Annotated in this window: 22 protein-coding genes; 7 read left to right on the top strand and 15 right to left on the bottom strand. The window is 70.7% G+C overall.

The window, feature by feature from the left end; genetic code table 11:
- Nucleotide 1 precedes the first annotated feature (1 nt).
- Genes ACFVT2_RS38175 through ACFVT2_RS38160 form a run of 4 tightly spaced genes read right to left on the bottom strand, consistent with a single transcriptional unit; the run spans nt 2 to nt 3,032 of the window.
- On the bottom strand, nt 2–1,336 hold the full coding sequence (locus ACFVT2_RS38175; RefSeq protein WP_390025769.1) for an NADH-quinone oxidoreductase subunit D: 1,335 nt from the start codon (nt 1,334–1,336) through the stop codon (nt 2–4).
- Nucleotides 1,336–2,094 (bottom strand): NADH-quinone oxidoreductase subunit C, encoded by a 759-nt coding sequence (locus ACFVT2_RS38170; protein WP_390025767.1) that lies wholly within the window; start codon nt 2,092–2,094, stop codon nt 1,336–1,338. The genes ACFVT2_RS38175 and ACFVT2_RS38170 overlap by 1 nt, the downstream gene beginning before the upstream one ends.
- The gene (locus ACFVT2_RS38165) at nt 2,091–2,663 is read right to left on the bottom strand and encodes a NuoB/complex I 20 kDa subunit family protein (RefSeq protein WP_390025765.1); all 573 of its coding nucleotides are present in this window, start codon (nt 2,661–2,663) and stop codon (nt 2,091–2,093) included. The genes ACFVT2_RS38170 and ACFVT2_RS38165 overlap by 4 nt, the downstream gene beginning before the upstream one ends.
- Before the next feature lie 9 nt (nt 2,664–2,672).
- Nucleotides 2,673–3,032 carry an NADH-quinone oxidoreductase subunit A gene (locus ACFVT2_RS38160; protein ID WP_016574488.1) on the bottom strand — a complete coding sequence of 120 codons (360 nt, stop codon included), beginning with the start codon at nt 3,030–3,032 and terminating at the stop codon, nt 2,673–2,675.
- Nucleotides 3,033–3,798: 766 nt separating this feature from the next.
- On the opposite strand from ACFVT2_RS38160, the gene ACFVT2_RS38155 reads away from it, so the two are divergent.
- On the top strand, nt 3,799–4,608 hold the full coding sequence (locus ACFVT2_RS38155) for a C40 family peptidase (RefSeq protein ID WP_390025763.1): 810 nt from the start codon (nt 3,799–3,801) through the stop codon (nt 4,606–4,608).
- A gap of 157 nt (nt 4,609–4,765) precedes the next feature.
- Here ACFVT2_RS38155 and ACFVT2_RS38150 read toward each other — a convergent pair whose 3' ends face one another.
- The 3 genes from ACFVT2_RS38150 to ACFVT2_RS38140 form a co-directional block, all read right to left on the bottom strand.
- Nucleotides 4,766–5,581, bottom strand: coding sequence for an alpha/beta fold hydrolase (locus tag ACFVT2_RS38150; protein WP_390025761.1), 816 nt, complete (start codon nt 5,579–5,581; stop codon nt 4,766–4,768).
- 176 nt (nt 5,582–5,757) lie between these two features.
- On the bottom strand, nt 5,758–6,213 hold the full coding sequence (locus ACFVT2_RS38145) for a carboxymuconolactone decarboxylase family protein (RefSeq protein ID WP_390025759.1): 456 nt from the start codon (nt 6,211–6,213) through the stop codon (nt 5,758–5,760).
- Nucleotides 6,214–6,423: 210 nt separating this feature from the next.
- Nucleotides 6,424–7,737: a geranylgeranyl reductase family protein gene (locus ACFVT2_RS38140; RefSeq protein ID WP_390025757.1), complete on the bottom strand. Its 1,314-nt coding sequence runs from the start codon at nt 7,735–7,737 to the stop codon at nt 6,424–6,426.
- 118 nt (nt 7,738–7,855) lie between these two features.
- On the opposite strand from ACFVT2_RS38140, the gene ACFVT2_RS38135 reads away from it, so the two are divergent.
- Entirely contained in the window at nt 7,856–8,389 is a 534-nt protein-coding gene (locus ACFVT2_RS38135; protein WP_390025755.1) for a GNAT family N-acetyltransferase, read from the top strand.
- 252 nt (nt 8,390–8,641) lie between these two features.
- Nucleotides 8,642–9,532: a D-alanyl-D-alanine carboxypeptidase family protein gene (locus tag ACFVT2_RS38130; protein WP_390025753.1), complete on the top strand. Its 891-nt coding sequence runs from the start codon at nt 8,642–8,644 to the stop codon at nt 9,530–9,532.
- A gap of 142 nt (nt 9,533–9,674) precedes the next feature.
- On the opposite strand, the gene ACFVT2_RS38125 is transcribed toward ACFVT2_RS38130, so the two are convergent.
- From ACFVT2_RS38125 to ACFVT2_RS38110, 4 genes are all read right to left on the bottom strand, one after another.
- Entirely contained in the window at nt 9,675–10,376 is a 702-nt protein-coding gene (locus ACFVT2_RS38125) for a demethylmenaquinone methyltransferase (RefSeq protein ID WP_390025751.1), read from the bottom strand.
- 320 nt (nt 10,377–10,696) lie between these two features.
- Nucleotides 10,697–11,281 carry a hypothetical protein gene (locus ACFVT2_RS38120; RefSeq protein ID WP_390025749.1) on the bottom strand — a complete coding sequence of 195 codons (585 nt, stop codon included), beginning with the start codon at nt 11,279–11,281 and terminating at the stop codon, nt 10,697–10,699.
- Nucleotides 11,282–11,315: 34 nt separating this feature from the next.
- Nucleotides 11,316–12,530, bottom strand: a complete 1,215-nt coding sequence (gene mqnC, locus ACFVT2_RS38115) for a cyclic dehypoxanthinyl futalosine synthase (protein WP_390025747.1) — start codon at nt 12,528–12,530, stop codon at nt 11,316–11,318.
- Nucleotides 12,531–12,709: 179 nt separating this feature from the next.
- On the bottom strand, nt 12,710–14,734 hold the full coding sequence (locus tag ACFVT2_RS38110; protein ID WP_390025745.1) for a serine/threonine-protein kinase: 2,025 nt from the start codon (nt 14,732–14,734) through the stop codon (nt 12,710–12,712).
- 162 nt (nt 14,735–14,896) lie between these two features.
- On the opposite strand from ACFVT2_RS38110, the gene ACFVT2_RS38105 reads away from it, so the two are divergent.
- Nucleotides 14,897–16,063 carry an alpha/beta hydrolase gene (locus tag ACFVT2_RS38105; protein WP_390025743.1) on the top strand — a complete coding sequence of 389 codons (1,167 nt, stop codon included), beginning with the start codon at nt 14,897–14,899 and terminating at the stop codon, nt 16,061–16,063.
- A gap of 84 nt (nt 16,064–16,147) precedes the next feature.
- Here ACFVT2_RS38105 and ACFVT2_RS38100 read toward each other — a convergent pair whose 3' ends face one another.
- Nucleotides 16,148–17,056 carry a menaquinone biosynthetic enzyme MqnA/MqnD family protein gene (locus tag ACFVT2_RS38100; RefSeq protein WP_390025741.1) on the bottom strand — a complete coding sequence of 303 codons (909 nt, stop codon included), beginning with the start codon at nt 17,054–17,056 and terminating at the stop codon, nt 16,148–16,150.
- Nucleotides 17,057–17,305: 249 nt separating this feature from the next.
- Between ACFVT2_RS38100 and ACFVT2_RS38095 the strand changes: the two genes are divergently transcribed.
- Both ACFVT2_RS38095 and ACFVT2_RS38090 read left to right on the top strand, forming a co-directional pair.
- On the top strand, nt 17,306–17,509 hold the full coding sequence (locus ACFVT2_RS38095) for a cold-shock protein (RefSeq protein WP_390025739.1): 204 nt from the start codon (nt 17,306–17,308) through the stop codon (nt 17,507–17,509).
- A 659-nt stretch (nt 17,510–18,168) separates the two neighbouring features.
- Nucleotides 18,169–18,306 carry a hypothetical protein gene (locus ACFVT2_RS38090; RefSeq protein ID WP_157846767.1) on the top strand — a complete coding sequence of 46 codons (138 nt, stop codon included), beginning with the start codon at nt 18,169–18,171 and terminating at the stop codon, nt 18,304–18,306.
- Between the two features lie 516 nt (nt 18,307–18,822).
- Here ACFVT2_RS38090 and ACFVT2_RS38085 read toward each other — a convergent pair.
- Entirely contained in the window at nt 18,823–20,877 is a 2,055-nt protein-coding gene (locus ACFVT2_RS38085) for an AMP-dependent synthetase/ligase (protein ID WP_390025737.1), read from the bottom strand.
- A gap of 403 nt (nt 20,878–21,280) precedes the next feature.
- On the bottom strand, nt 21,281–21,961 hold the full coding sequence (locus ACFVT2_RS38080; RefSeq protein WP_390025735.1) for a TetR/AcrR family transcriptional regulator: 681 nt from the start codon (nt 21,959–21,961) through the stop codon (nt 21,281–21,283).
- A 225-nt stretch (nt 21,962–22,186) separates the two neighbouring features.
- Here ACFVT2_RS38080 and ACFVT2_RS38075 point away from each other — a divergent pair, with 225 nt between their 5' ends.
- Entirely contained in the window at nt 22,187–23,077 is an 891-nt protein-coding gene (locus tag ACFVT2_RS38075; protein ID WP_390025734.1) for an alpha/beta fold hydrolase, read from the top strand.
- A 97-nt stretch (nt 23,078–23,174) separates the two neighbouring features.
- Here the strand turns inward: ACFVT2_RS38075 and ACFVT2_RS38070 are convergent, their stop codons facing one another.
- The gene (locus ACFVT2_RS38070; protein ID WP_390025732.1) at nt 23,175–24,545 is read right to left on the bottom strand and encodes a dicarboxylate/amino acid:cation symporter; all 1,371 of its coding nucleotides are present in this window, start codon (nt 24,543–24,545) and stop codon (nt 23,175–23,177) included.
- Between the last annotated feature and the right edge of the window lie 505 nt (nt 24,546–25,050).

Raw genomic sequence — 25,050 nt, 5'->3', positions numbered from 1 at the left:
TTCACCGGTCGACGCCTCCCATCACGGGGTCGATGGACGCGACGGCGACGATGACGTCGGCGACCTGGCCGCCTTCGCACATCGCTGCCATGGCCTGCAGGTTGGTGAACGAGGGGTCGCGGAAGTGCACCCGGTAGGGGCGGGTGCCGCCGTCGCTGACCACGTGCACGCCCAGCTCGCCCTTGGGCGACTCGACGGCGGTGTACGCCTGTCCGGGCGGGACCCGGAAGCCCTCCGTCACCAGCTTGAAGTGGTGGATCAGGGCCTCCATCGAGGTGCCCATGATCTTCTTGATGTGGTCCAGGGAATTGCCGAGGCCGTCGGGGCCGAGGGCCAACTGGGCGGGCCAGGCGATCTTCTTGTCGGCGACCATCACCGGCCCCGGCTCCAGCCGGTCCAGGCACTGTTCGACGATCCTCAGCGACTGGCGCATCTCCTCCAGCCGGATCAGGAACCGGCCGTAGGCATCGCAGGTGTCGGCCGTCGGCACCTCGAAGTCGTAGTTCTCGTATCCACAGTACGGCTGCGCCTTGCGCAGGTCATGGGGCAGTCCGGCGGAGCGGACGAGGGGCCCGGTGGCTCCGGTGGCCATACAGCCGGCCAGGTCGAGGTAGCCGATGCCCTCCATGCGCGCCTTGAAGACCGGGTTGCCGGTGGCGAGCTTGTCGTACTCGGCCATGTTCTTGTGCATCTTCTTGACGAAGGCACGGACCTGGTCGACGGCGCCGGCCGGCAGGTCCTGGGCGAGGCCGCCGGGGCGGATGAAGGCGTGGTTCATCCGGAGGCCGGTGATCAGCTCGTAGATGTCCAGGATCAGTTCCCGGTCGCGGAAGCCGTAGATCATGATCGTGGTGGCGCCCAGCTCCATACCGCCGGTGGCGATGCACACCAGGTGGGAGGAGAGCCGGTTGAGCTCCATCAGCAGCACGCGGATCACCGAGGCCCGATCCGGGACGTCGTCGGTGATGCCGAGCAGCTTCTCCACGGCCAGGCAGTACGCCGTCTCGTTGAAGAACGGCGTGAGGTAGTCCATCCGCGTCACGAACGTCGTGCCCTGCGTCCAGGTGCGGAATTCGAGGTTCTTCTCGATGCCGGTGTGGAGGTAGCCGATGCCGCAACGGGCCTCGGTGACGGTCTCGCCGTCGATCTCCAGGATCAGCCGGAGGACGCCGTGGGTGGAGGGGTGCTGCGGCCCCATGTTGACGATGATCCGCTCGTCGTCGGACTTGGCGGCGGCCGCGGCGATCTCGTCCCAGTCGCCACCGGTGACGGTGTAGACGGGGCCCTCGGTGGTCTCGCGGGGGGTGGCCCGGGACGTCTCGCTGGGAGTACTCATCAGGTGTACGACCTCCGCTGGTCAGGAGCCGGGATCTGCGCGCCCTTGTACTCGACGGGGATGCCGCCGAGGGGGTAGTCCTTGCGCTGCGGGAAGCCCTGCCAGTCGTCCGGCATCATGATCCGGGTGAGCGCCGGGTGCCCGTCGAAGATCAGGCCGAAGAAGTCGTAGGTCTCGCGCTCGTGCCAGTCGTTGGTCGGGTAGACGTCGACGATCGACGGCACGTGCGGGTCGGTGTCGGGGGCGGTGACCTCCAGCCGGATCAGCCGGTTGTGGGTGATCGAGCGCAGGTGGTAGACGGCGTGCAGCTCGCGGCCGTTGTCGCCGGGGTAGTGGACGCCGCTGACTCCGGTGCACAGCTCGAAGCGGAGCGCGGGGTCGTCGCGCAGGGTGCGCGCGGTGACCGGCAGGAACTCCCGGTGGATGTGGAAGGTGAGCTCGCCGCGGTCGACGACGGTCTTCTCGATGACGTTCTCGGGCACCAGGCCCTGTTCGTCGAGGGCGCCCTCCAGTTCGTCGGCGATCTCGTCGAAGACGCCGACCCCTCCCCCGCCGCGGCCCGGTCCGCCGTAGGGGCGGGAGCTGGCGCCGGGCAGTCGGACGGTGCGGACCAGGCCGCCGTAACCGGTGGTGTCACCGCCGTTGTTGGCCCCGAACATCCCGCGGCGGGTGCCGATCACCTCGCCGGTGTCCGCGCGCTGCGCCGGGACGGCCTCGTCGGGGGCGCCCTGGGCGTTGGGGTTGGTCGGCTCGCTCACCGCAGCAGCCCTTTCTTCTCTGACGAGCGGTCCATCTCGATCAGCGGGAGTGCCTTGAGCGCCGCCGCCTCTTCCTCGTGGGCTGCCTGCACCGCGTTGACCCCGAGCTTGCTGCTCTGGATCTTCTTGTGGAGCTTGAGGATGGCGTCCATGAGCATCTCGGGGCGGGGCGGGCAGCCCGGCAGGTAGATGTCGACGGGGACGATGTGGTCGACGCCCTGCACGATCGCGTAGTTGTTGAACATGCCGCCCGAGGAGGCGCAAACCCCCATGGAGATCACCCACTTCGGGTTCGGCATCTGGTCGTAGACCTGCCGCAGCACGGGCGCCATCTTCTGGCTCACCCGGCCGGCCACGATCATCAGATCGGCCTGCCGCGGGGAGCCGCGGAAGACCTCCATGCCGAAGCGGGCCAGGTCGTAGCGCCCGGCGCCGGTGGTCATCATCTCGATGGCGCAGCAGGCCAGCCCGAAGGTCGCGGGGAAGACCGATGACTTGCGCACCCAGCCCGCGGCCTGCTCAACAGTGGTCAGCAAAAAGCCGCTGGGCAGCTTCTCTTCCAGTCCCATTGGTGCCCCCTAGTCCCATTCCAGGCCGCCGCGACGCCAGACGTAGGCGTAGGCGACGAAGACGGTGAGCGCGAAGAGGAGCATCTCGACGAGCCCGAACAGTCCCAGGGCGTCGAAGCTGACCGCCCAGGGATAGAGGAAGACGATCTCGATGTCGAAGACGATGAAGAGCATCGCCGTCAGGTAGTACTTGATCGGGAAGCGACCACCGCCGGACGGCTGCGGCGTCGGCTCGATTCCGCATTCGTACGCTTCGAGCTTGGCCCGGTTGTAGCGCCTGGGGCCGATGAGCGTGGCCATGACCACGGAGAAGATCGCAAAGCCTGCCCCGAGGGCTCCCAGTACGAGGATGGGCGCGTAAGCGTTCACCGTCCCCGCTCCCTTCAGTCGACGATGACTGGATGGCGGTCCGCTCGGGCTCAGCTGCTGCCGCACGGTGATCACGTATATGTGAGGCAGTTCACAAGCCCGATGCCCGCATCTTATGCCCGTCGGTCTGTGATCTGCGACACGGGGTGAGCCAACGCCTTTGTGATCTTCACCACCTGACGAAGGATCATGAAGTCGGATGACCGGTGATCTCCGCACACGAAGCGCGCGAGTGATCACGAGAGGTGACATTCGTCGGGGTTACCGCTGGTCAGGGCGGTGGTTTCACTATCAAGGGGTGGGCCGTGCAAGCAAATTGGCGCTGGACGCGGTTCAACTGCTATATGCGCGGCGGCCGTAGACGTGACGTTCTCGTGACCCGGTCGTGATCGTCGGTACGTGCTCCGGTTCACGAGCGGAGGGGTGGATTCGCGGAACTTCGGGGCGGTGCGCGGCCGGCCCGAGCCCGGCGATCGGTCACGGGAACATAACGGACACTCATGAGTGACCTATCCCACGCGATTTGAAGTCATAGGACCTTGACGTCCGGGAAGCCTTGGCGTGGCGGATCAAGGAGTGATAAGCGCACCCGGAGGCCGCGGCGGACATCAAATGCCGTGCGTAGGAACATGATCGCGAAATTCGGACATCGCGTCAGCGGCGCGGCAGCTGACGAAAAGTCCGTTTTATTCGTCGTGCGCACGACAAGTGTGGCGCACTCCACCTTTGTTGGCAGCAACCTGCGGCTCCTGATAGCCGTGGTGTCATGTCCCCGAACGCACTCATACCCAGCCACCGGAAGCCCCGCCGCTCCGCGTCCTCGCGGGCCCTGCGTGCGGGCGTGACCGGTGGCTTCCTCACCCTCGCGGTGACCGGCGCGACCGTGCCGGCCAATGCTGTCGAGAAGCCCGTCTCCGAGACCCAGGAGATGCCCACCATCACCACGGCGCTGGCCACCAGCGCCGCCAAGAGCGCCGACGCCGCCCAGCAGGCCGCGTTCAGCTACGAGCGGCAGGCACTGCAGGACGCAGCCGCCGCCAAGGCCGACAAGGCCGCGGACAAGGCGAAGGCCGCAGCGGAGAAGAAGGCCAAGGCCGAGGCCGAGGCGAAGAAGGCCGCCGACGAAGCCCGCCAGGCCAAGGAAGCCGCGCAGGCCCGCGCTTCCCGCTCCGACGCGCGCACCACGCTCTCCGCCGTCTCCGACGCCCCCTCCACCGGTAGCGGCAGCGTCGCCACCCTCGTCTCCTTCCTGAAGGCGCAGCTCGGCAAGGCGTACGTGCTCGGCTCCAGCGGGCCGTCCTCGTACGACTGCTCCGGCCTGACCCAGGCCGCGTTCTCCCAGGTCGGCATCGACCTGCCGCGCGTCTCGCAGAGCCAGTCGGCCACCGGCACCCAGGTCGGCCTCGGCAACCTCCAGGTCGGCGACATCCTCTACTGGGGCAGCTCCGGCAGCGCCTACCACGTCGCCGTCTACGTCGGGAACGGCAACTTCATCGGCGCCCAGAACCCGAGCACCGGCATCGTCGAGCGCCCCCTCAGCTACGACATGCCCACCGGCGCGGTGCGCGTCCTGTAAAGGCCGCTCCTACGGACCGCTCTACGGAACCGCCCCTTCCCCGCTCGGGAGGGGCGGTTCCGCGTCGTCCGGGCCGAGCCGGTGCGCCGCGCCCCCGCGCCCGCGCCGCTCTTCGCCCGGGCCGTCGCCGCCCGACCCCGGCCCCGGTCGCCGGTCGTCAGTCCTTGATGAAAGCCAACAGGTCCGCGTTGAGCCGGGCGTGGTGGCTGGCGTAGAGGCCGTGGCCGGCGTCCGGGTACTCCTTGTAGACGGCGCCCGGGATCAGTTCCGCGGTCCGCCGGCCGGTGACGTCGATCGGCGCGGAGAAGTCGGCCGCGCCGTGCACGACCAGGGTCGGGACGTCGATCTCGCGCAGCCCCGCCCGGTGGTCGGTGTGGAAGACCGCCTGCTGCACCTGCTGGGTCGCGTACGGCGTGCAGGTCATCACCTGCTGGATGGTGAAGTCGACCATGAGGGGGTGGACGTCGTTGCCCAGGTGGGTGGCGAAGAAGACCTGCGCCTGACGGGCCATCCACCGGGGCCGGTCGGTCCGCAGCAGCGCCATCGACTCCTCGAAGGCGGCCTCCGGCAGCCCCGCGGGGTTGTCCTCGGTCCACTTCATGAACGGCAGGGTCGCCGCCAGGAACGCGGCCCGGCGGACCCGCCCGGAACCGTGCCGGGCCAGATAGCGGGCGACCTCCGCACCGCCCAGCGAATGCCCGATCAAGGTCACCCCGTCCAGCCCGAGGTGGTCCAGCAGGGCGGCCAGGTCCTCCGAGGTCGCATCGGTGTCGTAGCCGCCGGAGGGCCGGTCCGAGCGGCCGTGCCCGCGCCGGTCGAGTGCGATGCAGCGGAAGCCCCGCTCCGCGAAGTAGGGGATCTGGTACTCCCACATGTCGGTGGTGAGCATCGCACTCGACACGAACACCAGCGGCTCGCCCTGGCCGTACTCCTCGTACCAGAGCCGGGTCCCGTCGTGGCCTTCGAAGAACATGGCGTTTCCTCCCGTTACGTACGTTCCGCCGCATCCGCTTGCGACGCGTCCCACGATGCCGGGGCGGGAGGGGTGGCTCAATTACTTCCGACGTCATGGGAGTTGACCCGAAGACCGGAGACCGCCCGCATCCCCTACGGGCGGCCCCGGCCCCGGCCGCAGCCGGCCGGTGGCCGTTACCAGCCCGCGCCCGCCGGCTGCCGGGTGGTGGCGTTGAGCCGGTTGAACAGGTTGGTGAGGCCGATGGTCAGCGTGAGCGACGCCAGTTGCTTCTCGTCGAAGTGGTCGGCGGCGGCGTCCCAGACGGCGTCCGGCACCGGGTCGGAGCTGTCCGCGAGCCGGGTCACGACCTCGGTGAGGGCGAGCGCGGCCCGCTCCTCGGCGCTGAAGTACGGCGCCTCCCGCCAGGCCGCCACCGCGAACAGCTTGTCGTCACCGACCCCCGCCTTGCGGGCGCTCTTGACCCCGCCGTCGACGCAGAAGCTGCACCCGTTGATCTGGCTGGCCCGCAGGTGCACCAGCTCCAGGATCTCCTCCGGCACCCCGCCCTTGCGGGTCGCCTTCGCCACGTCGAGGAGCGGCTGCATGGCCTCCGGGATGACCACCGCGGGGTTCTTCATCCGTGCTTCCATCACTGCTCTCCTTAGGAATCCCGATGTATCGCAACCGGCGGCGGAGTCGTGCCGGGTGGTGCCCGGCTCCGCGCCGTCACTGCACTGACGGATCCCGCCCGGAGAATGTGACAACGGGCCGGCCCCCTTTTTCCGGGGCCGGCCCGCGATGTCATCGCGCCTGGTCAGGCGCGGTTCAGCGGCTTCTGCCGAGCAGTGGCTCGGGGCGCGTCACGCCTTCGGCGCGACCTTGCTCAGACCGTTGATGATCCGGTCCATCGCGTCGCCGCCCGTCGGGTCGGTGAGGTTGGCGAGCATCTTGAGCGTGAAGCGCATCAGCAGCGGGTGGGTCAGACCGCGCTGGGTGGCGATCTGCATCACCTTGGGGTTGCCGATCAGCTTCACGAACGCCCGGCCGAGGGAGTAGTAGCCGCCGTAGGTGTCCTTGAGGATCTTCGGATAGCGGTGCAGCGCCAGCTCACGCTGGGCGTACGTGGCACGGGCCTGCGCCTGCACGATCACCTCGGCGGCGAGGGCGCCGGACTCCATGGCGTACGCGATGCCCTCACCGTTGAACGGGTTGACCAGCCCGCCGGCGTCGCCGACCAGGAGGAGGCCCTTGGTGTAGTGCGGCTGGCGGTTGAAGGCCATCGGGAGGGCCGCGCCGCGGATCGGACCGGTCATGTTCTCCGGGGTGTAGCCCCAGTCGGCGGGCATCGACGCGCACCACGCCTTGAGGATCTCCCGCCAGTCCAGCTCCCGGAAGGCGGAGCTGGAGTTGAGGATCCCGAGGCCGACGTTGCTCGTGCCGTCCCCCATGCCGAAGATCCAGCCGTAGCCCGGCAGCAGCCGGTCCTGGGCGCCCCGGCGGTCCCACAGCTCCAGCCAGGACTCCAGGTAGTCGTCGTCGTGCCGCGGCGAGGTGAAGTACGTCCGCACCGCGACGCCCATCGGCCGGTCCTCGCGCCGGTGCAGCCCCATCGCCAGCGACAGCCGGGTGGAGTTGCCGTCGGCGGCGACCACGATCGGGGCGTGGAAGGTCACCGGCGCCTTCTCCTCGCCGAGCTTGGCGTGCACGCCGGTGATGTGCCCGGTCAGCTCGTTGACGATCGGCGCGCCCACGTTGCACCGCTCGTAGAGCCGGGCACCGGCCTTCTGCGCCTGCCGGGCCAGCTGCTCGTCGAAGTCGTCCCGCTTGCGGACCAGACCGTAATCCGGGAAGGAGGCGAGTTCCGGCCAGTCGAGCTGAAGCCGGGAGCCTCCGCCGATGATGCGCAGACCCTTGTTGCGCAGCCAGCCGGCCTCTTCGGAGATGTCGATGCCCATCGCGATCAACTGCTTGGTGGCGCGCGGGGTGAGCCCGTCACCGCAGACCTTCTCGCGCGGGAACGCCGTCTTCTCCAGCAGCAGTACGTCCAGGCCGGACTTGGCGAGGTGATAGGCGGTGGTCGCGCCGGCCGGCCCGGCACCGACGACGATCACATCCGCGCTGTGCTCCGATCGGGGTGTGGTCACGGACGCGGTCTCGGACGCGGACTCGGTCACGGCGTTTTCTCCCGAAAGTCGATATCTGGATATCCGGTCTGGATATCTGGGTGCCGACCGGCACTGGGCAGGTGCAGTCTATGGGGGCCTTGATGATCGGAAACTGAAGGGTTGTCCCATGACGCCTGCGCCCGCCCCCCGGCCCGCGCGCCCCCTCCCCGCCGTCGAACTGCGGATACCCACCGACGAGGACGCACTGCACTGGCACCGGGTCTTCAACGACCCCGAGGTGATGGAGTTCCACGGCGGCGCCCCCGCCGAACTCTCGCTCTACGAGGAATTCACCGCCCGCCAGCGCCGCCACCACGCCGAACGGGGCTTCTGCCTCTACACCCTGCTGGACCCGGCGGACGGCGCGGTCATCGGCTTCACCGGCGCCCAGCCCTGGCCGCGGGAGTGGGGCCCGACCGGCGAGATCGAGATCGGCTGGCGGCTGGGCCGGGCGTACTGGGGCAAGGGGTACGCCACGACGGCCGCGCAGCGGGCGCTGGACGTCGTACGGGCGGCCGGGGTCCGCGAGGTGGTGGCGATGGTGGACGCCCGCAACGACCGGTCGATCGCGGTGACCCGACGCCTGGGGATGCACCAGGGCGAGACGTTCCAGAACCCGAACGGCAAGCAGACGGCCCACTGCTACCGGCTGGTTCTCTGACCCGGCGACGGGATTTCCGACCCCGGGACGGGAATTTCCGACCCGGGGCGAACCGCGGGCCCGGCCGAGGGGCGGGGCGGGAACTCAGGCCCGGCACCGGAGGAATCCCCACCGCACCAGAAATGACCGAAACAAAAGCACCGCCGACGCATCCATTGCCGCACCCCGAGTGTCTCAAGGGGGAGCGGCACTCTCATGTGCCCGCACTGCAGGGGTATTTGGAGCATCCACTTGAAAATCGGCATCAAAGGCATGAGGCGCATCAAGGGCATGCGGCGCGCGACCGCGGTGGCCGTCACCACCGGAGCCGTCCTGACCGCCGGAGCGCTCGGCTCCCAGGCGCAGGCCGCCACCCTCCCCACGCCCAGCATCACCGCCGCCGGCGGCTTCGTGATGAACAACGGCACCGGCTCGACGCTCTTCGCCAAGGCCGCGGACACCCGCCGGTCCACCGGCTCCACCACCAAGATCATGACGGCCCGGGTGGTGCTGGCCCAGAAGAACCTCAACCTGGATTCCAAGGTCACGGTCCAGAAGGCGTACAGCGACTACATCGTCAACAACAACTGGGCCTCGTCGGCCCATCTGATCGTCGGCGACAAGGTGACGGTCCGTCAGCTGCTGTACGGGCTGATGCTCCCGTCCGGCTGCGACGCCGCGTACGCGCTGGCCGACACCTACGGCACCGGCGCGACCCGGGACGCCCGGGTGAAGTCGTTCATCGGCCAGATGAACACCACCGCCAAGAACCTCGGGATGAAGAACACCCACTTCGACTCGTTCGACGGCATAGGGCGTGGCACGAACTACTCGACGCCGCGCGATCTGACCAAGCTCGCCAGCAACGCGATGAAGTTCTCCACGTTCCGCACGGTCGTGGGCACCAAGTCCACCAAGCAGAAGGTCACGACGAAGAGCGGCGGCTACCGCTACATGTCGTGGACCAACACCAACAACCTGCTCAGCAGCTACCAGGGCACCATCGGCGTGAAGACCGGCTCGGGCCCGGAGGCCAAGTACTGCCTGGTCTTCGCCGCCACCCGCGGCGGCAAGACCGTCATCGGCACGGTCCTGTCCTCCCCGTCCGTGAACAACCGCACCGCGGACGCCAAGAAGCTGATGGACTACGCGTTCAAGAAGTAACCGGCGACGGCGGCAGCCCGGGAGGCCGTAGCGCACCCCGGGGCCACCGCACTCCGGCCCAAGAAGCCGCCCCCGACCGTGTTCTCGCGGTCGGGGGCGGTTTCTTTGGTGCGTTGGCGTGCCGCGGGCTCCGACTCCCGGCTCAGCCCTCGACCGGCTTGGTGCCCCGGTGCAGCGCCACGACCCCACCGGTCAGGTTCCGCCAGGCGACCTCGGTCCAGCCCACGCCCTGGAGTCGGGCGGCCAGCTCGGGCTGGTTGGGCCAGGTGCGGATGGACTCCGCGAGGTACACGTACGCGTCCGGGTTGCTGCTGACCGCGCGGGCGACCGGCGGCAGCGCCCGCATCAGGTACTCGGTGTAGACGGTCCGGAACGGCGCCCAGGTCGGCTCGCTGAACTCGCAGATCACCACCCGCCCACCGGGCTTGGTGACGCGGTACAGCTCGGCCAGCGCGGCATCGGTGTCCTGGATGTTGCGCAGCCCGAAGGAGATGGTGACGGCGTCGAACACCCCGTCCGCGAACGGCAGCCGGGTCCCGTCCCCCGCCGCGAACGGCAACCACGGGTGCCGCTTCTTGCCCTCCCGCAGCATCCCGACCGAGAAGTCGCACGGCACGACGTACGCCCCGGTCCGCGCGAACGGCAGCGAGGAGGTGCCGGTCCCGGCCGCGAGGTCGAGCACCCGCTCGGCGGGCCGCGCGGCCACCGCGCGCTCCACCTCCTTGCGCCAGAGCCGCGCCTGGCCCAGCGAGAGCACGTCGTTGGTGAGGTCGTACCGTGCCGCCACGTCGTCGAACATCGCGGCGACTTCGTGCGGCTGCTTGTCCAGGGATGCTCGGGTCACCCGGCCATTGTCCACCGTGCGGAACCGGCTCCCGGCACCGGGCGGCCCGACGGGCCCGCGGCAGGGCGGGCGGGGTGGGCGGAGCGGTTGGTCGGGGACGGCCGTCATGCCCCCCTCTGACATTCCGGGCGGTCGAGCGGTGCGCAGTGCATCGTGAGCGGCCGGGCGACGGCCGTCCCCGCGCTCAAGATCATGCCGGGCTGAATCCTCCGTTCCGCTTCCGTTGACACCGCCCTGACGTGCAGGTGGCGGGCCCTGACGGGTTCTTGACGGGGGCGTGGCGGCGACCGGGACCGACGGGGAGGGGGCGCCGCCTCGGGTCAGCGGCGGCGGTGGACGAGGCGACCGGCGAGGACGGTGGCCAGACAGGTGCCGTCCGGGGCGAAGACGGCGAAATCGGCCGGGACGCCGGCGGCGAGGGCGGTGACCGGGTGGGGCAGGCCCTCGGGGGCCGCGGTCCGGCCGCCGGTCTGCCGGAGACCGGACCGTTGCACCGCCGTACGGACCGCGGGGCGGGTGAACGGGCCGGCCAGCGAGGTGGTGCCGGCGGCCAGCAGGCGTTGGAGGCCGCGCCGGGCACTGGCGCCCCAGCGGGTCTCGGTCATGGGGAGGGCGGCCAGCGCCGCGCCGGTCAGCGGCTCGGTGCCGAGTTCGGCGGCCTCGCGCGGATCGGGGTGGTAGGCGCCCTCCAGCAGCGCCGCGCCGTCCGGTTCGTGGCGGCCGGGGGTCAGGGTCCCGTCCCACTCCCGGATCCGGACCCCCGTGCCGTACGCCGCCAGCAGCTCCTCGTACGGGCCGACGGCGGCCAGCCGATCGCCGTCGACGACGACCGCGTACCCGGTCAGCGGCTCGGCGTCCTTACCGGGGCCGAGCCGGACGGCCCGCGCCTTGTGGAGCGTCAGCATCCTTCTACCGCTGATCCGTCGGCGTTTCCGGTGGTCAGTTGGCGTCGATGAGCTTCAGTTCCGGGTGGGCGGTGCCGCCCTCGATGGCCGTCGAGGAGAGGTGCGAGACGACCCGCTCGTCGACCGGGTCGTTGGCCGGGTCGTCGTGCACGACGAGGTGCTCGTACGTCGTCGCACGCTGCGCCGGGACGCGGCCCGCCTTACGGATCAGGTCGATGATCTCCTGGCGGTTGGAGCGGTGCTTGGCACCGGCCGAGGAGACCACGTTCTCCTCCAGCATGATCGAGCCGAGGTCGTCCGCGCCGTAGTGCAGCGACAGCTGGCCGACCTCCTTGCCGGTGGTCAGCCACGAGCCCTGGATGTGCGCGACGTTGTCGAGGAAGATCCGGGCGATGGCGATCATGCGCAGGTACTCGAAGAGGGTGGCCTGCGTCTGGCCCTTCAGGTGGTTGTTCTCCGGCTGGTAGGTGTACGGGATGAAGGCGCGGAAGCCGCCCGTACGGTCCTGGACGTCGCGGATCATCCGCAGGTGCTCGATCCGCTCGGCGTTGGTCTCGCCGGTGCCCATGAGCATCGTGGACGTCGACTCCACACCCAGCTGGTGCGCCGTCTCCATGATCTCCAGCCAGCGCTCGCCGGACTCCTTCAGCGGGGCGATGGCCTTGCGGGGGCGGGCGGGGAGGAGTTCGGCACCGGCGCCGGCGAAGGAGTCGAGGCCCGCGGCGTGGATCCGGGAGATCGCCTCCTCGACGGAGACCTTGGAGATCCGCGCCATGTGCTCGACCTCGGAGGCGCCGAGGGAGTGGATGACCAGCTGCGGGAACGCCTTCTTGATGGCCGAGAAGTGCTCTTCGTAGTACTCGACGCCGTAGTCCGGGTGGTGGCCGCCCTGGAACATGATCTGGGTGCCGCCCAGTTCGACGGTCTCCGCGCAGCGCCGCAGGATGTCGTCGAGGTCGCGGGTCCAGCCCTTGGCGGTGTCCTTGGGCGCGGCGTAGAAGGCGCAGAACTTGCAGGCCGTCACGCAGACGTTGGTGTAGTTGATGTTGCGCTCGATGATGTACGTCGCGATGTGCTCCGTACCGGCGTAACGGCGGCGGCGGACGGCGTCGGCGGCCTGGCCCAGTGCGTGCAGCGGGGCGGAGCGGTAGAGGTCGAGCGCCTCCTCCGGCGTGATGCGGCCGCCCTGTGCGGCGCGGTCGAGTACGGCTGTGACATCAAAAGACTTGAGGTCGGCGTTCTCGGTCACCGGGGCGTCCCTTTCGGAGGCGGACAAACAGTAAGCACTGAAGGACTGAACCAGCGTACGCCAGGGGTCTGACGGTGTTGGTGGGGGTTGGTCCGTGGGCGGAGCGAGCGGCCCGCCGGCGGGGCGGGGCCGGCCGGCGGCCCGCTCGCCCGCCGGCCCGTCAGCCGTCGCGCTTCCCGTCAGCCGCCGCTCTTCGTCAGGGTCGCCTTCGGGTTGCCGCCCCGCTTGTCGTCCGAGGTGAAGGTGAGCGCACCGTCCTTGCCGAGGGTGTACGTCACAGTGGAGGTGTTGCCCGTGCAGCCCGGCCCCTGTCGGCCGTCGGGGCTCTCCCGTAGGACGAGCTTGTTGCCGGAGACCGACACCAGCTTCGCCTCGGCCTGGCAGCGCAGCAGCACCACGTCGTACGTGGTCCGTACGACGACGTCGCCCTCGTTGCCGGCCTTGATGACGCTGGTCATGGTGCCGTTGGGGATCCCGTTCGCCATGGTGACGGTGCCGCTCCAGGTGCCGAGGAAGCCCTTGGGGACGCCCTTGCCGGTGGCTTCGGTGGGCGCGGCCGTCGGGGTGTGCCCGGTCGGCGGCGTGGCGGCCGAGCCGCCGCCCGCCGGCCCCTTGAGCACGGCGAAGAACACTGCGGCAGTGGTGGCGACCGCGAGCGCGCCGGCCACCGAGAGCACCAGCGTGCAGCTCATCCGCCGGGGCCGGTCCGCGCCGCCGAGCGCGCCGCCGAGCGCGATCCGCCGCTCCTTGGCGACGGCAGCCGGGGACGCCGCGGAGCCGGTCGGCAGATCGGCGAGACCGGACGGGGAGGACGAGGGAGGGGGAGAGGGAGGGGGAGATGAGGACGGTGACGGTGAAGGGGGCGGGGGCGGCGGGGGCGCGGCGGGCGGGGCGCCGGCCGCCGGCCAGGCGGACGGTGGAGGTCCGGGGGGAAGTCCGGGCGGCGGCGGCACGGACGCGGGCCCGGTGGCGGCGGACCCGCTCGCCGTCCCCGGTCCGCTCGCCGTCCCCGTCCCGCTTCCCACCCCCGTCTCCTCCCCTGCCCCGGCCCCCGACGCCCGGCCCGCTCCCGGCGCCGTAGCCGGCCCGCCGCTCTGCGCCCGCGTATCGAACGGGATCAACCCCGACCCCGCCTCGAAGCCGAACCCCGACGCCGAACCGACAGCACTGACAGCACTGACAGCACCGGCAGCGCCGATTTCCCCACCGGCACCACCGAAGGTGGCCCCGCTCGCCCCGTACGCCCCATCCGCCCCAGCGGCACCGGCCTCCGGGACCGCCGGGCCCCCGCCCTCCTCCGCGTCCAGATCCAGCAGCGCCACCACCTGTCGGCTGACCTGCTCGACCAGGGGGACCGGCAGCCAGCCGGCACGCACCAACCCGGCCGCCCCACCGCCGCCCTCCCCCGCGAGACGTGCCGCGACCGTGTCGGGCGTGGGCCGCCGGGCGGGGTCCTTGGCCAGGCAGGCGGCCACCAGATCCCGCAGCCCGCCGGTGAGTTCCGGGCCCAGTTCGGGTTCCTCGTGCACCACCTTGTAGAGCAGCGCGGCGGACGAGTCCCCGGAGAACGGGCCGGCCCCGGTTGCCGCGAACGCCAGCACCGCCCCCAGGGAGAAGACGTCGGCGGCGCCCTCCGCGCCCCTGCCGAGGATCTGCTCGGGCGCCATGTAGCCGGGCGAGCCGACCGAGACCCCGGTGGAGGTCAGGGAGGCGGCGCCGTCCGTGGCCCGGGCGATCCCGAAGTCGATCAGCCGGGGCCCGTCGAGCGTCAGCAGCACATTGGAGGGCTTGACGTCCCGGTGGACGAGCCCCCGTGCGTGCACCGCGGTCAGCGCCTCGGCCAGTCCGGCGCCGAGGGCCCGTACGGAGTGTTCGGCGAGCGGACCGTGGTCGACGACCGCCCGGGCCAGGGAGGGGCCGGCGACGTAGCCGGTGGCGACCCAGGGGACGGGGGCGTCGGGGTCGGCGTCCAGGACGGGCGCGGTCCAGGCGCCGCCGACCCGCCGCGCCGAGGCGACCTCGCGTCGGAAGCGGGCCCGGAACTGTTCGTCGGCGGCGTACTGGGCGTGCACGGCCTTCACCGCGACGGTCCGCCCGCCGGCGCTGCGCCCCAGGTACACGCGTCCCATTCCGCCCGCGCCCAGGCGGCCGAGCAGCCGGTATCCGCCCAGGGCCCGTGGGTCCTCGTCGGCCAGCGGTTCCATGGCGCCTCCCCCTCCAAGACGGCGGCCCCAGCTTATGACCCAGTTCATGGCGCGTTCCCGAAACCCCCGTCCCGCTTTCCGCATCAAACAGGGCACAAGCCGACCATCCGCCCCGTGACTCCTCGCCCAGGACCCGTCCATCGGGAGATCGGGAGAACGCCCATGTACCGCACCCCCGGGGACCACCCGCACGACCCGCGCCAGGAGTACCGCAGCGGGCGTCGCGGCCTGATGAGGCACTCCCGCTTCCTCGGGCGCGGCCGTTCCGCCCGGCGTACCGGGGAGGGCCGGCAGACCGCGCGCCCCCGGTGGCGCGCGTCCTTCCTCACCGGCCTGGTGGCCGTGGTCGGCCTCTGCGCCTATCCGACCGTCAAGTACCTGGACGTGCTGAACGACACCGGTGAGCCGATGTCGTTCAGCCGGGCGCTGCCCGACGGCGTACCCGGCCCGGTGCAGGCGTCCGTGGCGGATCCGACCGTCCGGATGCCGACCGGCCCGCAGGCCGCGTTCCATACGGCCGCCACGCTCGGCGACGGCACGAAGATCGGCGTCACCACCCTGCACGGCAAGAAGTCCGGGTTCACCGGCAAGGTGTGGGTCTGGGCGCCCAAGGAGTACTACGAGGACCGCTACCGGAACAGCGCCTTCCCGGTCCTGATCGCCCTGCCGGGCGGTTACGGCTACCCCGCCAACTACTGGGCGGCGACCGGCCACAAGCTCCAGCAGACCGTCAGCGACCTGGTGGCCCTGGGCCGCAGCCAGCCGTTCCTCATCGCGATGCCGGTCCTCAACCCCGACAAGCGCTACTACGACGGCAGCGACATCCCGGGGCAGCCGAAGATGGGCACCTGGATGTCCGACGACGTCCCCGACCTGGTCAAGGCCAACTTCCGGACGTTCACCAGCCGCGACGGCTGGGCGTTCATGGGGTCCTCGTCCGGTGGTTTCGTCGCCCTGAAGCAGGTACTCCAGCACCCGGACCGCTTCAAGGCCGTGATCGCCAGCGGCCCGGACACCCGCCCGGACTCGCCCCTGTGGCGCGGCCACCGGACGGAGAAGCGGGCCAACGACCCGGAGCTGCTGGCACAGCGCCTGGCCGCCCGCCCCGGCGCCCCCGAGGTGTACGTGCAGTTCCAGATCGGCACGAAGGAGAGCGGCCGGGCCAACCTGGAGCGCTTCGTGCAGCGGTACGCCAAGGGGCCGGTCCATGCCCAGCTGCACGTCATCGAGGACGGTGGCCACAACGCCCGCAGCTATCTCCGCGGGATGCGGGACGCGAGCCTGGAGGCCGTCAGCCGGGTCCTCCGCAGCCCGACACCGGCACCGTAGGCGCGTGGGGGCCGGTGGGCGCCCGGTGGGACCGGTGGGCGCCCGCCCGCCGGCCACGCGAACCGGCCGTCCACCGGACCTGCCCTAGCGGCGGTCGTCGGCCCCCGCCGGCAGAAGCTCCACCTTCACATCGGCCGGGAACCCGGTGGTCGGGCCCACCCGCCGGGCGAACTCGGTGACGCCGCGCAGCTGGTCCGGCCCGAACCGGAAGTCCAGGGTGGTGAAGTACCGCTCCAGCAGCGCCTCGTCGAAGTACTCCCAGCGGGCGGCCTGCTCGGCGACCTTGCCGACCTCCTCCAGCGAGAGGTCCCGCGAGGCCAGGAACGCCTCGTGCACCTTCTGGACCACCTCCGGCTCGCGCTCCAGGTAGTCGCGCCGGGCCGCCCAGACGGCGAAGACGAACGGGAGTCCCGTCCAGTCCTTCCACATCTGGCCCAGGTCGTGGACCTCCAGGCCGAGCTTGGGTGCGTCGTGCAGGTTGGCCCGGAGCGCGGCATCGCCGATCAGCACCGCGGCCTCGGCCTCCTGCATCATCAGCCCGAGGTCCGGCGGGCAGGTGAAGTAGTCGGGCTGCACCCCGATCTTCTCGGCGAGCAGCAGCTGCGCCAGCCGGACGGAGGTCCGCGACGTCGACCCGAGGGCGACCCGGGCGCCGTCCAGCTTCTCCAGCGGCTTCTGCGAGACGATCACGCAGGACATGACCGGCCCGTCGCAGCCGACCGCGAGGTCGGGGAAGGCGACGAGGTCGTCGGCGGCCCGCAGGAACTCGACGAGCGTGATCGGCGCGATGTCGAGCTCTCCGCGCACCAGCCGCTCGCTGAGCTTCTCGGGGGTGTCCTTGGTGAGGTCCAGATCGAGCAGGGTGCCCGTACGGGCCAGGCCCCAGTAAAGGGGCAGGCAGTTCAGGAACTGGATGTGGCCCACTCGCGGCCGGCTGCGACGGTGGTCTGCGTCGGCTCCCGCGAGTGCGTCTCCAAAGGTTGAATTGTCCACATGCGGAGGCTAGACCCGGCGCTTCATGTGCCGGACGTCGGGGCCCTGTGTGGCCTTTCCCGCTCCCGGCCAAACGTGATCTTTAGCTCTTCCGCCTCCGGGGCGCACCGTGCTAGGCTCAGGCCAAGTTGCAGTTTGGTTTCCCTTGCAGTACAGAGCCTGCGGAGCATGTGACCCGCAGGCTTTTGTAGTTTTCAGACTTCTTTGCAGGTTCTGGAGCAGGGCAACCCTTTGGCCCAAGGAGGGCTCATGGCTACCGGAACCGTCAAGTGGTTCAACGCTGAAAAGGGCTTCGGCTTCATCGCCCAGGACGGCGGCGGCCCGGATGTCTTCGTCCACTACTCCGCGATCAACGCCGCTGGTTTCCGCTCCCTTGAGGAGAACCAGCAGGTCACGTTCGACGTCACCCAGGGCCCGAAGGGCCCGCAGGCGGAGAACGTTTCTCCGGTCTGAAGTTGACCGCTTTGGTCGTTCTCATCTGATCGATCAGTAGCACCCAAGGAGCCCCCCTCCGCCTTCGGGCGGAGAGTGGGGCTCCTGCCTTTTGTACACGCTTTCGTACCCCCGGCCGTCACCCGCTTTTGCTGCGCCCGCGCGCCGGAAAATGAATACCAGGTGAATAACCTCCACCCGCGGCCTCGGGGCAGCGCATCGCACGGTCGCCCGCCGCCCGGCGCCGCCCCCTTCCGACCCAGCCCCCGCCCCCGGAGGCCCGCCGGCGATCCCGCTCCACCGGATACGGAATGAATAATTCCCCGCACCGGAACGCCCGGGAATACGCATCCGAGGGAAGAGCGGCCGGGAAGAGCGGATTGCGCATTTCCGGGATTCTCGCGGCGCGGAAAATCTTCCCCAATTCCCGCCGGAATCCGCTGCCGTGGCCGCCGCACGCACGCCCCCGGCACACGCCGGCACGACGCTGGCCTGCGGACTCCCCAGGGCACGCGGTCCGTTACGCCCGCTGATCGGCGACCGCTCGCCAAATTCGGGCGGTCCCGGGAAAACCGGACCTTCGGCCGAACCGGGAAGCCGCTCCTGGTGATTGCGGTGCCGATCGATGCGATCACGGAAAGTGGTCGCATGGCCACATGACAAGTCCTACCGTGGGCAGAATGAGCGAGAGCATGCCCCCGCAGAAGCCCTGCCCGGACTGCGGTGGTGCGGGCACCGTCGAGTGGGAGACCCCCGGCGGCCACAAGGTCACCACGCAGTGCTCCGGCTGCGCCGGCACCGGAACCGTCCTGGCATAGGGGAGAGAGACCATGGCGGCCTTCAGCAGGAACGGCAAGCCGGTCGGCCTGGACGCCCAGTACGTCGGGAGACTTCCGTGCGCCGTCTGTGGATTGCGGCCGATGAAGCTACCCGGCCGGGAGGGCGGCGTGTGCATTCCCTGCTACGCCGAGGAGCGGGCGGCGGCCGGGCGGCGGGCCGCGTCGGCCGGTGCGTGGGTGGCCGCGAGCTTCGTCGGTGACCCGTGTCTGGCGTGCGGTTCGCGGTCCGTGGACGCCAATGGGTGGGCGTTCTGGTGCAACTCGTGCCAGATGCAGACGGCGGTGGCGTTGCCCCCGCGATGAGGCCGGGGAGACCACGGGCTGCCGCCGGCCGCGGGTGGGCGCGGGACCGTTCCGGGCGGAGGAGTCCACGGCACGGCAGGAAGACCCCGTGCCACCTCCCCCACAGAGGTGACACGGGGTTCCAGTTTGACGCGCGGAGGGCCGTGGCTCCAGAGCCGGGCCACTCCCTTTCGTAAACCAGGCCACTCCCTTTCACTCTCTTTGGTAAAGCCGGGCTATTTCGTGGGCGAAGTCGCGGGCGACGACGGCGCGACGGAGTTTGAGGGACGGGGTGAGGTGTCCGGTCTGTTCGGTGAACTCTGCCGGGAGGACGGCGAAGCGGCGGATGGACTCGGCGCGGGAGACCAGTTCGTTGGCGTCGTCGACGGCGTGCTGGAGGTCGGCGAGGAGGCGCTCGTCGTGGACGAGTTCGGTGAGCGGTACGTCGCGTTTCCTGGTCATTTGGCGCCAGTGGGAGAGGCCGTCGGGTTCCAGGGTGATCAGCGCGGTGACGTACGGGCGGTTGTCGCCGACGACCATGCACTGGCCCACCAGGGGGTGCGCGCGGAGGCGGTCCTCCAGGGGCGCGGGGGCGACGTTCTTGCCTCCGCTGGTCACGATGATCTCTTTCTTGCGGCCGGTGATGGTGAGGTAGCCGTCGGCGTCGAGGGCACCGAGGTCGCCGGTGGCCAGCCAACCGTCCTGGTCGGTGACCCGGTGGACGGCGCTGCGGGTGGCGTCCCAGTAGCCGGCGAAGACGTGGGCGCCGCGGAGGAGGACCTCGCCGTCGTCGGCGATGCGGACGGAGCTGCCGGGCAGCGGCCAGCCGACCGTGCCGATGCGCGGGCGGAGGGGTGGGGTGACGGTGGCCGCTGCGGTGGTCTCCGTCAGGCCGTAGCCCTCGAAGATCTCGATGCCGGCGCCGGAGTAGAAGGCGGCGAGGCGGTGGCCCAGCGGTGAGCCGCCGCAGATCGCGTAGCGGACCCTGCCCCCGAGGGCGGCGCGGATCCGGCGGTAGACGAGCGGGTCGTAGAGCTTGCGGGCGGCCTTGAGGGCGACGCCGGGGCCGGGGCCGGTCCCGTGTTCCTTGGCCTCGACGGCCTCCCCGTAGGCGCGGGCGATGCGGGCCGCGCGGTCGAAGGAGGCGGCCCGGCCCATCTTCTCGGCGGTGGCGCGGCCGGTGTTGAAGACCTTCTCCAGGACGTACGGGATGGCGAGGAGGAAGGTGGGCCGGAACGCGGCGAGGTCGGCGAGGAGTTCGTCGGTCTGGATGCTGGCGGCGTGACCGAGGCGGACCCGGGCGCGCAGGCAGCCGATGGCGACCATGCGGCCGAAGACGTGCGAGAGGGGGAGGAACAGGAGGGTGGCGGCGGGCTCCTCGCTGACCGACGTGAAGACGGGGTGGAGGAGGGCGATGGCGTTGTCGACCTCGGCGAAGAAGTTGGCGTGGGTGAGGGCGCAGCCCTTGGGGTTGCCGGTGGTGCCGGAGGTGTAGACGAGGGTGGCCAGGACGTGCGGGGTGAGGGTGGCGCGACGTTCGTCCACGACCTCGTCGGGAAGGTCCCGGCCGGCGTCGACGAGTTGGGCGATCGCGCCGGTGCTGAACTGCCAGAGGTGGTCGAGGGCGGGGAGTCGGCCGCGGATCTGGCTGATCAGGCGGGCCTCGTCGACGCTCTCGACGGCGCAGGCGCGGGCCGTCGAGTCGTGCAGGATCCACTGCGCCTGATGGGCCGAGGAGGTCGGGTAGAGGGGGACGGTGACCAGGCCGGCGGCCCAGGCGGCGAAGTCGATGAGGGTCCACTCGTAGGTCGTCCGGGCCATGATCGCGAGCCGGTCGCCCGGGCGGAGGCCGTGCGCGATCAGGCCCTTGGCGACGGCGCGGACCTCTGCGGCGAACTCGGCGGAGGTGAGGTCGCGCCAGGCGCCGTTGGGCTGCTTGCGGGAGAGGACGGTGGTGTGCGGGGCCTCGGTGGCGTTGGTGAAGGGGATGTCGCCGAGCGAGCCGGTGCGGACGGGTGGGGCGAGCGGGGGGACGGAGACCTCGCGGACGGTGCCGTCGAGCAACGTCTTGTGGGGGGAGGTGAGTTGGGGGGTGGGTGGGAATGCACTGTCCTGGTTGAACACGAGCGGCTCCTCGGTGTTGCGCGCTGGTGTTGCGGGATGCGGAGGGGGGTGGAGATGCGGTGGGGGCGGGTGGGGTGTTTGTGGCCGCCGCACGGGTGTGGCTGTCCCCTGTGCGCGGCTGTCCCACGTGTGCGGCTGCCCCATGTGCGCGGCTGTCCCGCCGCGGTCGCCTACGGGGTGGCCCGCGCCTACGGCTGGTGGGTGGAGGCCGGAGGAACCGCCGCGGAACCCGTCCTCGGTGCCGGTCGGCCACGCGGGCGCGTCCCGCGGTGGGCGTGGCCGGGTGCGGGTGGCCCACCTGAGCGGCAGCGGAACGCGGCGGATGCAGCAAGGCACCGGCCCCTTTCGGACTGACCCGAAGGTAACCTTACTGCGCAGTAAATTTACGCCCAGTGCCGGCGCCTAGCCAATGCCCTTGCAGGGCATTCGTCTGCGGTCGCGGGATGGCGGTGCGCCCGCGCCCGCCCGGCAAGGGGCGGGCGCGGGTGGCGGGCGTCGGGCGGCGGGCGTCGCCGGTCCCGTCAGGCGGCGGGCGTCGTCGATCCCGTCAGGCCGGGGTCCAGCGCTCGCCGTGCATGAGGCGGCCGAGGCCGGCCCAGGCGAAGTTCATCAGTGTGCCGGCGGCCTCCTTGGCCGTTGGCCGTTCGCCTTCGCCGGAGAACCCGAGGGGCGAAGTGCCGTCGGCAGTGCGGGCGTTGGCCCACTCGGCGAGCGATTCGGCGGCGCCGACGAGGGCGTGGGCCAGGCCCTCCACCTCGCGGTCGGCCAGTTCGCCGGCGCAGCCCGCCTCCTTCGCGGCGGCCGCGATCAGACCGGCGACGAACCGGACGATCTCCGCCCGCATCGCGGCCACTTCGACCGCGAACGGCTCCCCCTGGGTCCGCGCCTGCTGGTGCAGCACCGCCCAGCCGTCGGGGTGTTCGGCGGTGTGGGCGAAGAAGCCGGTCAGGCCGCTCCAGAGTTGGCGGTCGGCGGCGGCGTCCGGCTCCACGGCCGCGGTCACGGCCGCCACGAGGGCCGCTGACTCGCGCCGGATGACCGCGCTGAAGAGGTCTTCCTTGGAGTTGAGGTAGAGGTAGACCAAGGGCTTGGAGACGCCGGCGAGTTCGGCGATCTCGTCCATGGAGGCCGCCCGGTACCCGCGCTTCGCGAACGTCCGCACCGCGGCGTCCATCATCTGCCGCTCCCGGACCGCCCGCGGCACCCGCTTGCTCTTGGCAGCTCCCACCCTGAAGACCCTCCATCATCCCGCCCCTTTGCGGCATTTACCGCAAAGTAAGTTTACGATCTTCACCCTCCCCGCCCGGCCGCTTGACATGCCGCGCGACGCAGCGAGACGATACGGTTCGTTACGTTGGTAGGTGTCGACATTTCGGGAGGTCTGCGCATGTCACAGCGGGGGTCGGTGGGTACGTCGATGGACGGGTCGGTGGGTGCGTCGAGGGGTGCATCGGTGATTGAGGAGCGCTTCGTCGAGGCCGCTCCGGGCGTCCGGCTGTGGACCGAGCAGCGGGGGCCGGTAGGCGCACCCCCGCTACTGCTGGTCATGGGCGCGCAGGCCACCGGTGTCGGCTGGCCGGAGCCGCTGGTGGACGCGCTGGCCGCGCACCACCGGGTGATCCGTTACGACCACCGGGACACCGGCCGCTCCACCTGGTCGTTCGAGGACCGGCCGTACCGGATCGCCGACCTCGCCGCCGACGTGATCGCCGTACTGGACGGACTCGGCGTCGACCGCGCGCATCTCGTCGGGCTGTCGCTGGGCGGCATGCTGACCCAGATGGTCCTCGCCGACCACCCGGACCGGCTGCTCAGCGCCACCCTGATGGGCACCGGCGCGCTCAGCACCGTCCCGTACACCCGGCCCGACGGCTCCACCGTCCCGGTGGACGAGCTGCCGGGCATCGCGCCGGAGGTGCTGGAGATGTGGGCCCGGCCCGTCGCGGACCACGGCGAAGAGGCCGAGATCGAGCGCCGGATCGCGCACTGGCGGGTGCTCGCCGGCGGGCGGCTGCCCTTCGACGCGGCGTACTACCGCGAACTGGAACGCCGGGTCATCGCGCACACCGGGCACTCCCGCGTGGGCACCGCCCACGGGCGCGCGGACGACGGCGGGATGCTCCGCACCGAGGAGTTGGCGCGGAACGCGGTACCGACGCTGGTGGTCTGCGCCCCGGCCGAGCCGGTGTTCCCGCCGCCGCATCCGCAGCACCTCGCGCAGGCGGTCAAGGGCGCGGAACTGGTGGAGGTCCCGGGGATGGGGCATGCGCTGCCGCCGGCGGTCCACCGGCCGCTGGTGGAGGCGATCCTGGCGCACACCGGGGCGGCGCCGGTCGCGCCCTGACGCCGTGCGCCCGCAGCGCACGACAGCGCCCCCGCGGCCTCGTACGGGCCGCGGGGGCGTTGCGTGGGCTCCGGGGGCGGGGCCCCGGTAGGTGGTGTCAGGCCGCGGCCGTGGCCGGCTCGCGCTCGGTGACGGGCTCGGCGGCGGGCTCGGCAGCGGCGGTGTCACCGATGCGGATGCTGGTGGCGCGGGCGTAGGCGTCGCGGTCCAGGATGTTCTCCCGGGCGGAGACCAGGATCGGGATGACGGACTGACCGGCCACGTTGGTGGCGGTCCGCATCATGTCCAGGATCGGGTCGATGGCCATGAGCAGGCCGACACCCTCCAGGGGGAGGCCCAGGGTGGAGAGGGTCAGGGTCAGCATGACCGTGGCGCCGGTGAGGCCGGCGGTGGCGGCGGAGCCGATGACCGAGACGAAGGCGATCAGGACGTAGTCGGCGATGCTCAGGTGGACGTTGAAGATCTGCGCGATGAAGATCGCGGCGATCGCCGGGTAGATCGAGGCGCAGCCGTCCATCTTGGTCGTCGAACCGAACGGCACCGCGAAGGAGGCGTACTCCTTCGGCACGCCGAGGCGCTCGGTGACCTTCTGGGTGACCGGCATGGTGCCGACCGAGGAGCGGGAGACGAACGCCAGCTGGATGGCGGGCCAGGCGCCGCGGAAGAACTGGACCGGGTTGACCTTGGCGACGGTCGAGAGCAGCAGCGGGTAGACGACGAAGAGGACCAGCGCGCAACCGACGTAGATGTCGACGGTGAAGGTCGCGTACTTGCCGATCAGGTTCCAGCCGTAGGTGGCGATGGCGTGGCCGATGAGGCCGACGGTGCCGATCGGGGCCAGGCGGATGACCCACCACAGGGCCTTCTGGAGGAGTTCCAGGACGGAGCGGCTGAGCTTGAGGACCGGTTCGGCCTTGTCGCCGAGTTGGAGCGCGGCGATGCCGGCGACGGCCGCGATGAAGACGATCTGGAGGACGTTGAGCTGGGTGAACGGCGTGATGACGTCGGTGGGGACGATGCCGGTCAGGAAGTCGATCCAGGAGCCGGTGTGCTGGGGGAGCTTGCCGTCCTTGGGGGTCAGGCCGGTGCCCGCGCCGGGGTGCGTCAGCAGGCCGATGGCCAGGCCGATCGCCACCGCGATGAGCGAGGTGACCATGAACCACAGCAGGGTGCGGGTGGCCAGTCGCGCGGCGTTGTTGACCTGCCGCAGGTTGGTGATCGAGACCAGGATCGCGAAGAAGACCAGGGGGGCGACGGCCAGCTTCAGCAGCTGGACGAAGAGGTCGCCGATGTGCTCCAGGGTGGAGCCGAGCCAACCGACGTCACCGCTCTTGGCGACCCAGCCGAGCAGCACCCCGAGGACGAGGCCGGCAAGGATCTGCACCCAGAACGGGATCTTGGGTATTCGGGAGGTCTTCGGGGTCTGGGGCGCCTCGGCGGGCGCGGGGGTCTGGGCAGACGTGGACAACGGACACACTCCGGGAACGGGGAAGACGTGGGACGCGGGGCGTCGGGAACGGCATGACGTGGCGCCAGGAGGTCCGTACGTACAAGCAGGATCTCCGGCCGCTGGGGGGACGTGTCAGCGGCGGCAACAGGCCGCGGACATACAGCGGCAAAGATCGACGTGCAGGCGCACCACGAGCGGGACGCTCATGGGATTCGAGGGCGCAGCTGCGGTCTTCATGGCAAATACGTTAACACTTGAACTTTGAGGAACCCAAAGAAAATCTTTGGGTCGGGATGAGGGTGGGCGGGCCGTCGCAAAGTGGGCGGGAGAGCGCAAAACGGCGCCCGGCGTGCGGAGTTGGGACTCCGCGCACCGGGCGCCGGACGGGGGTGGGGAACGGACGGCGCGTCGACGTGACGCGTCTTACAGCCCTAGGGGCTGTCTGTGGTTGTGATCAGAATCGAGTTTTGAGTCCCGGACGGAGTGCTGATCGGGTAGGACTCCTGTGTGACTCGTGCGCAAC

It is taken from the genome of Streptomyces sp. NPDC058000 (genome assembly GCF_042886435.1).
In the GTDB taxonomy this organism is placed as follows: Bacteria; Actinomycetota; Actinomycetes; order Streptomycetales; family Streptomycetaceae; genus Streptomyces.
This window is presented reverse-complemented; position numbering and strand designations above follow the sequence as displayed.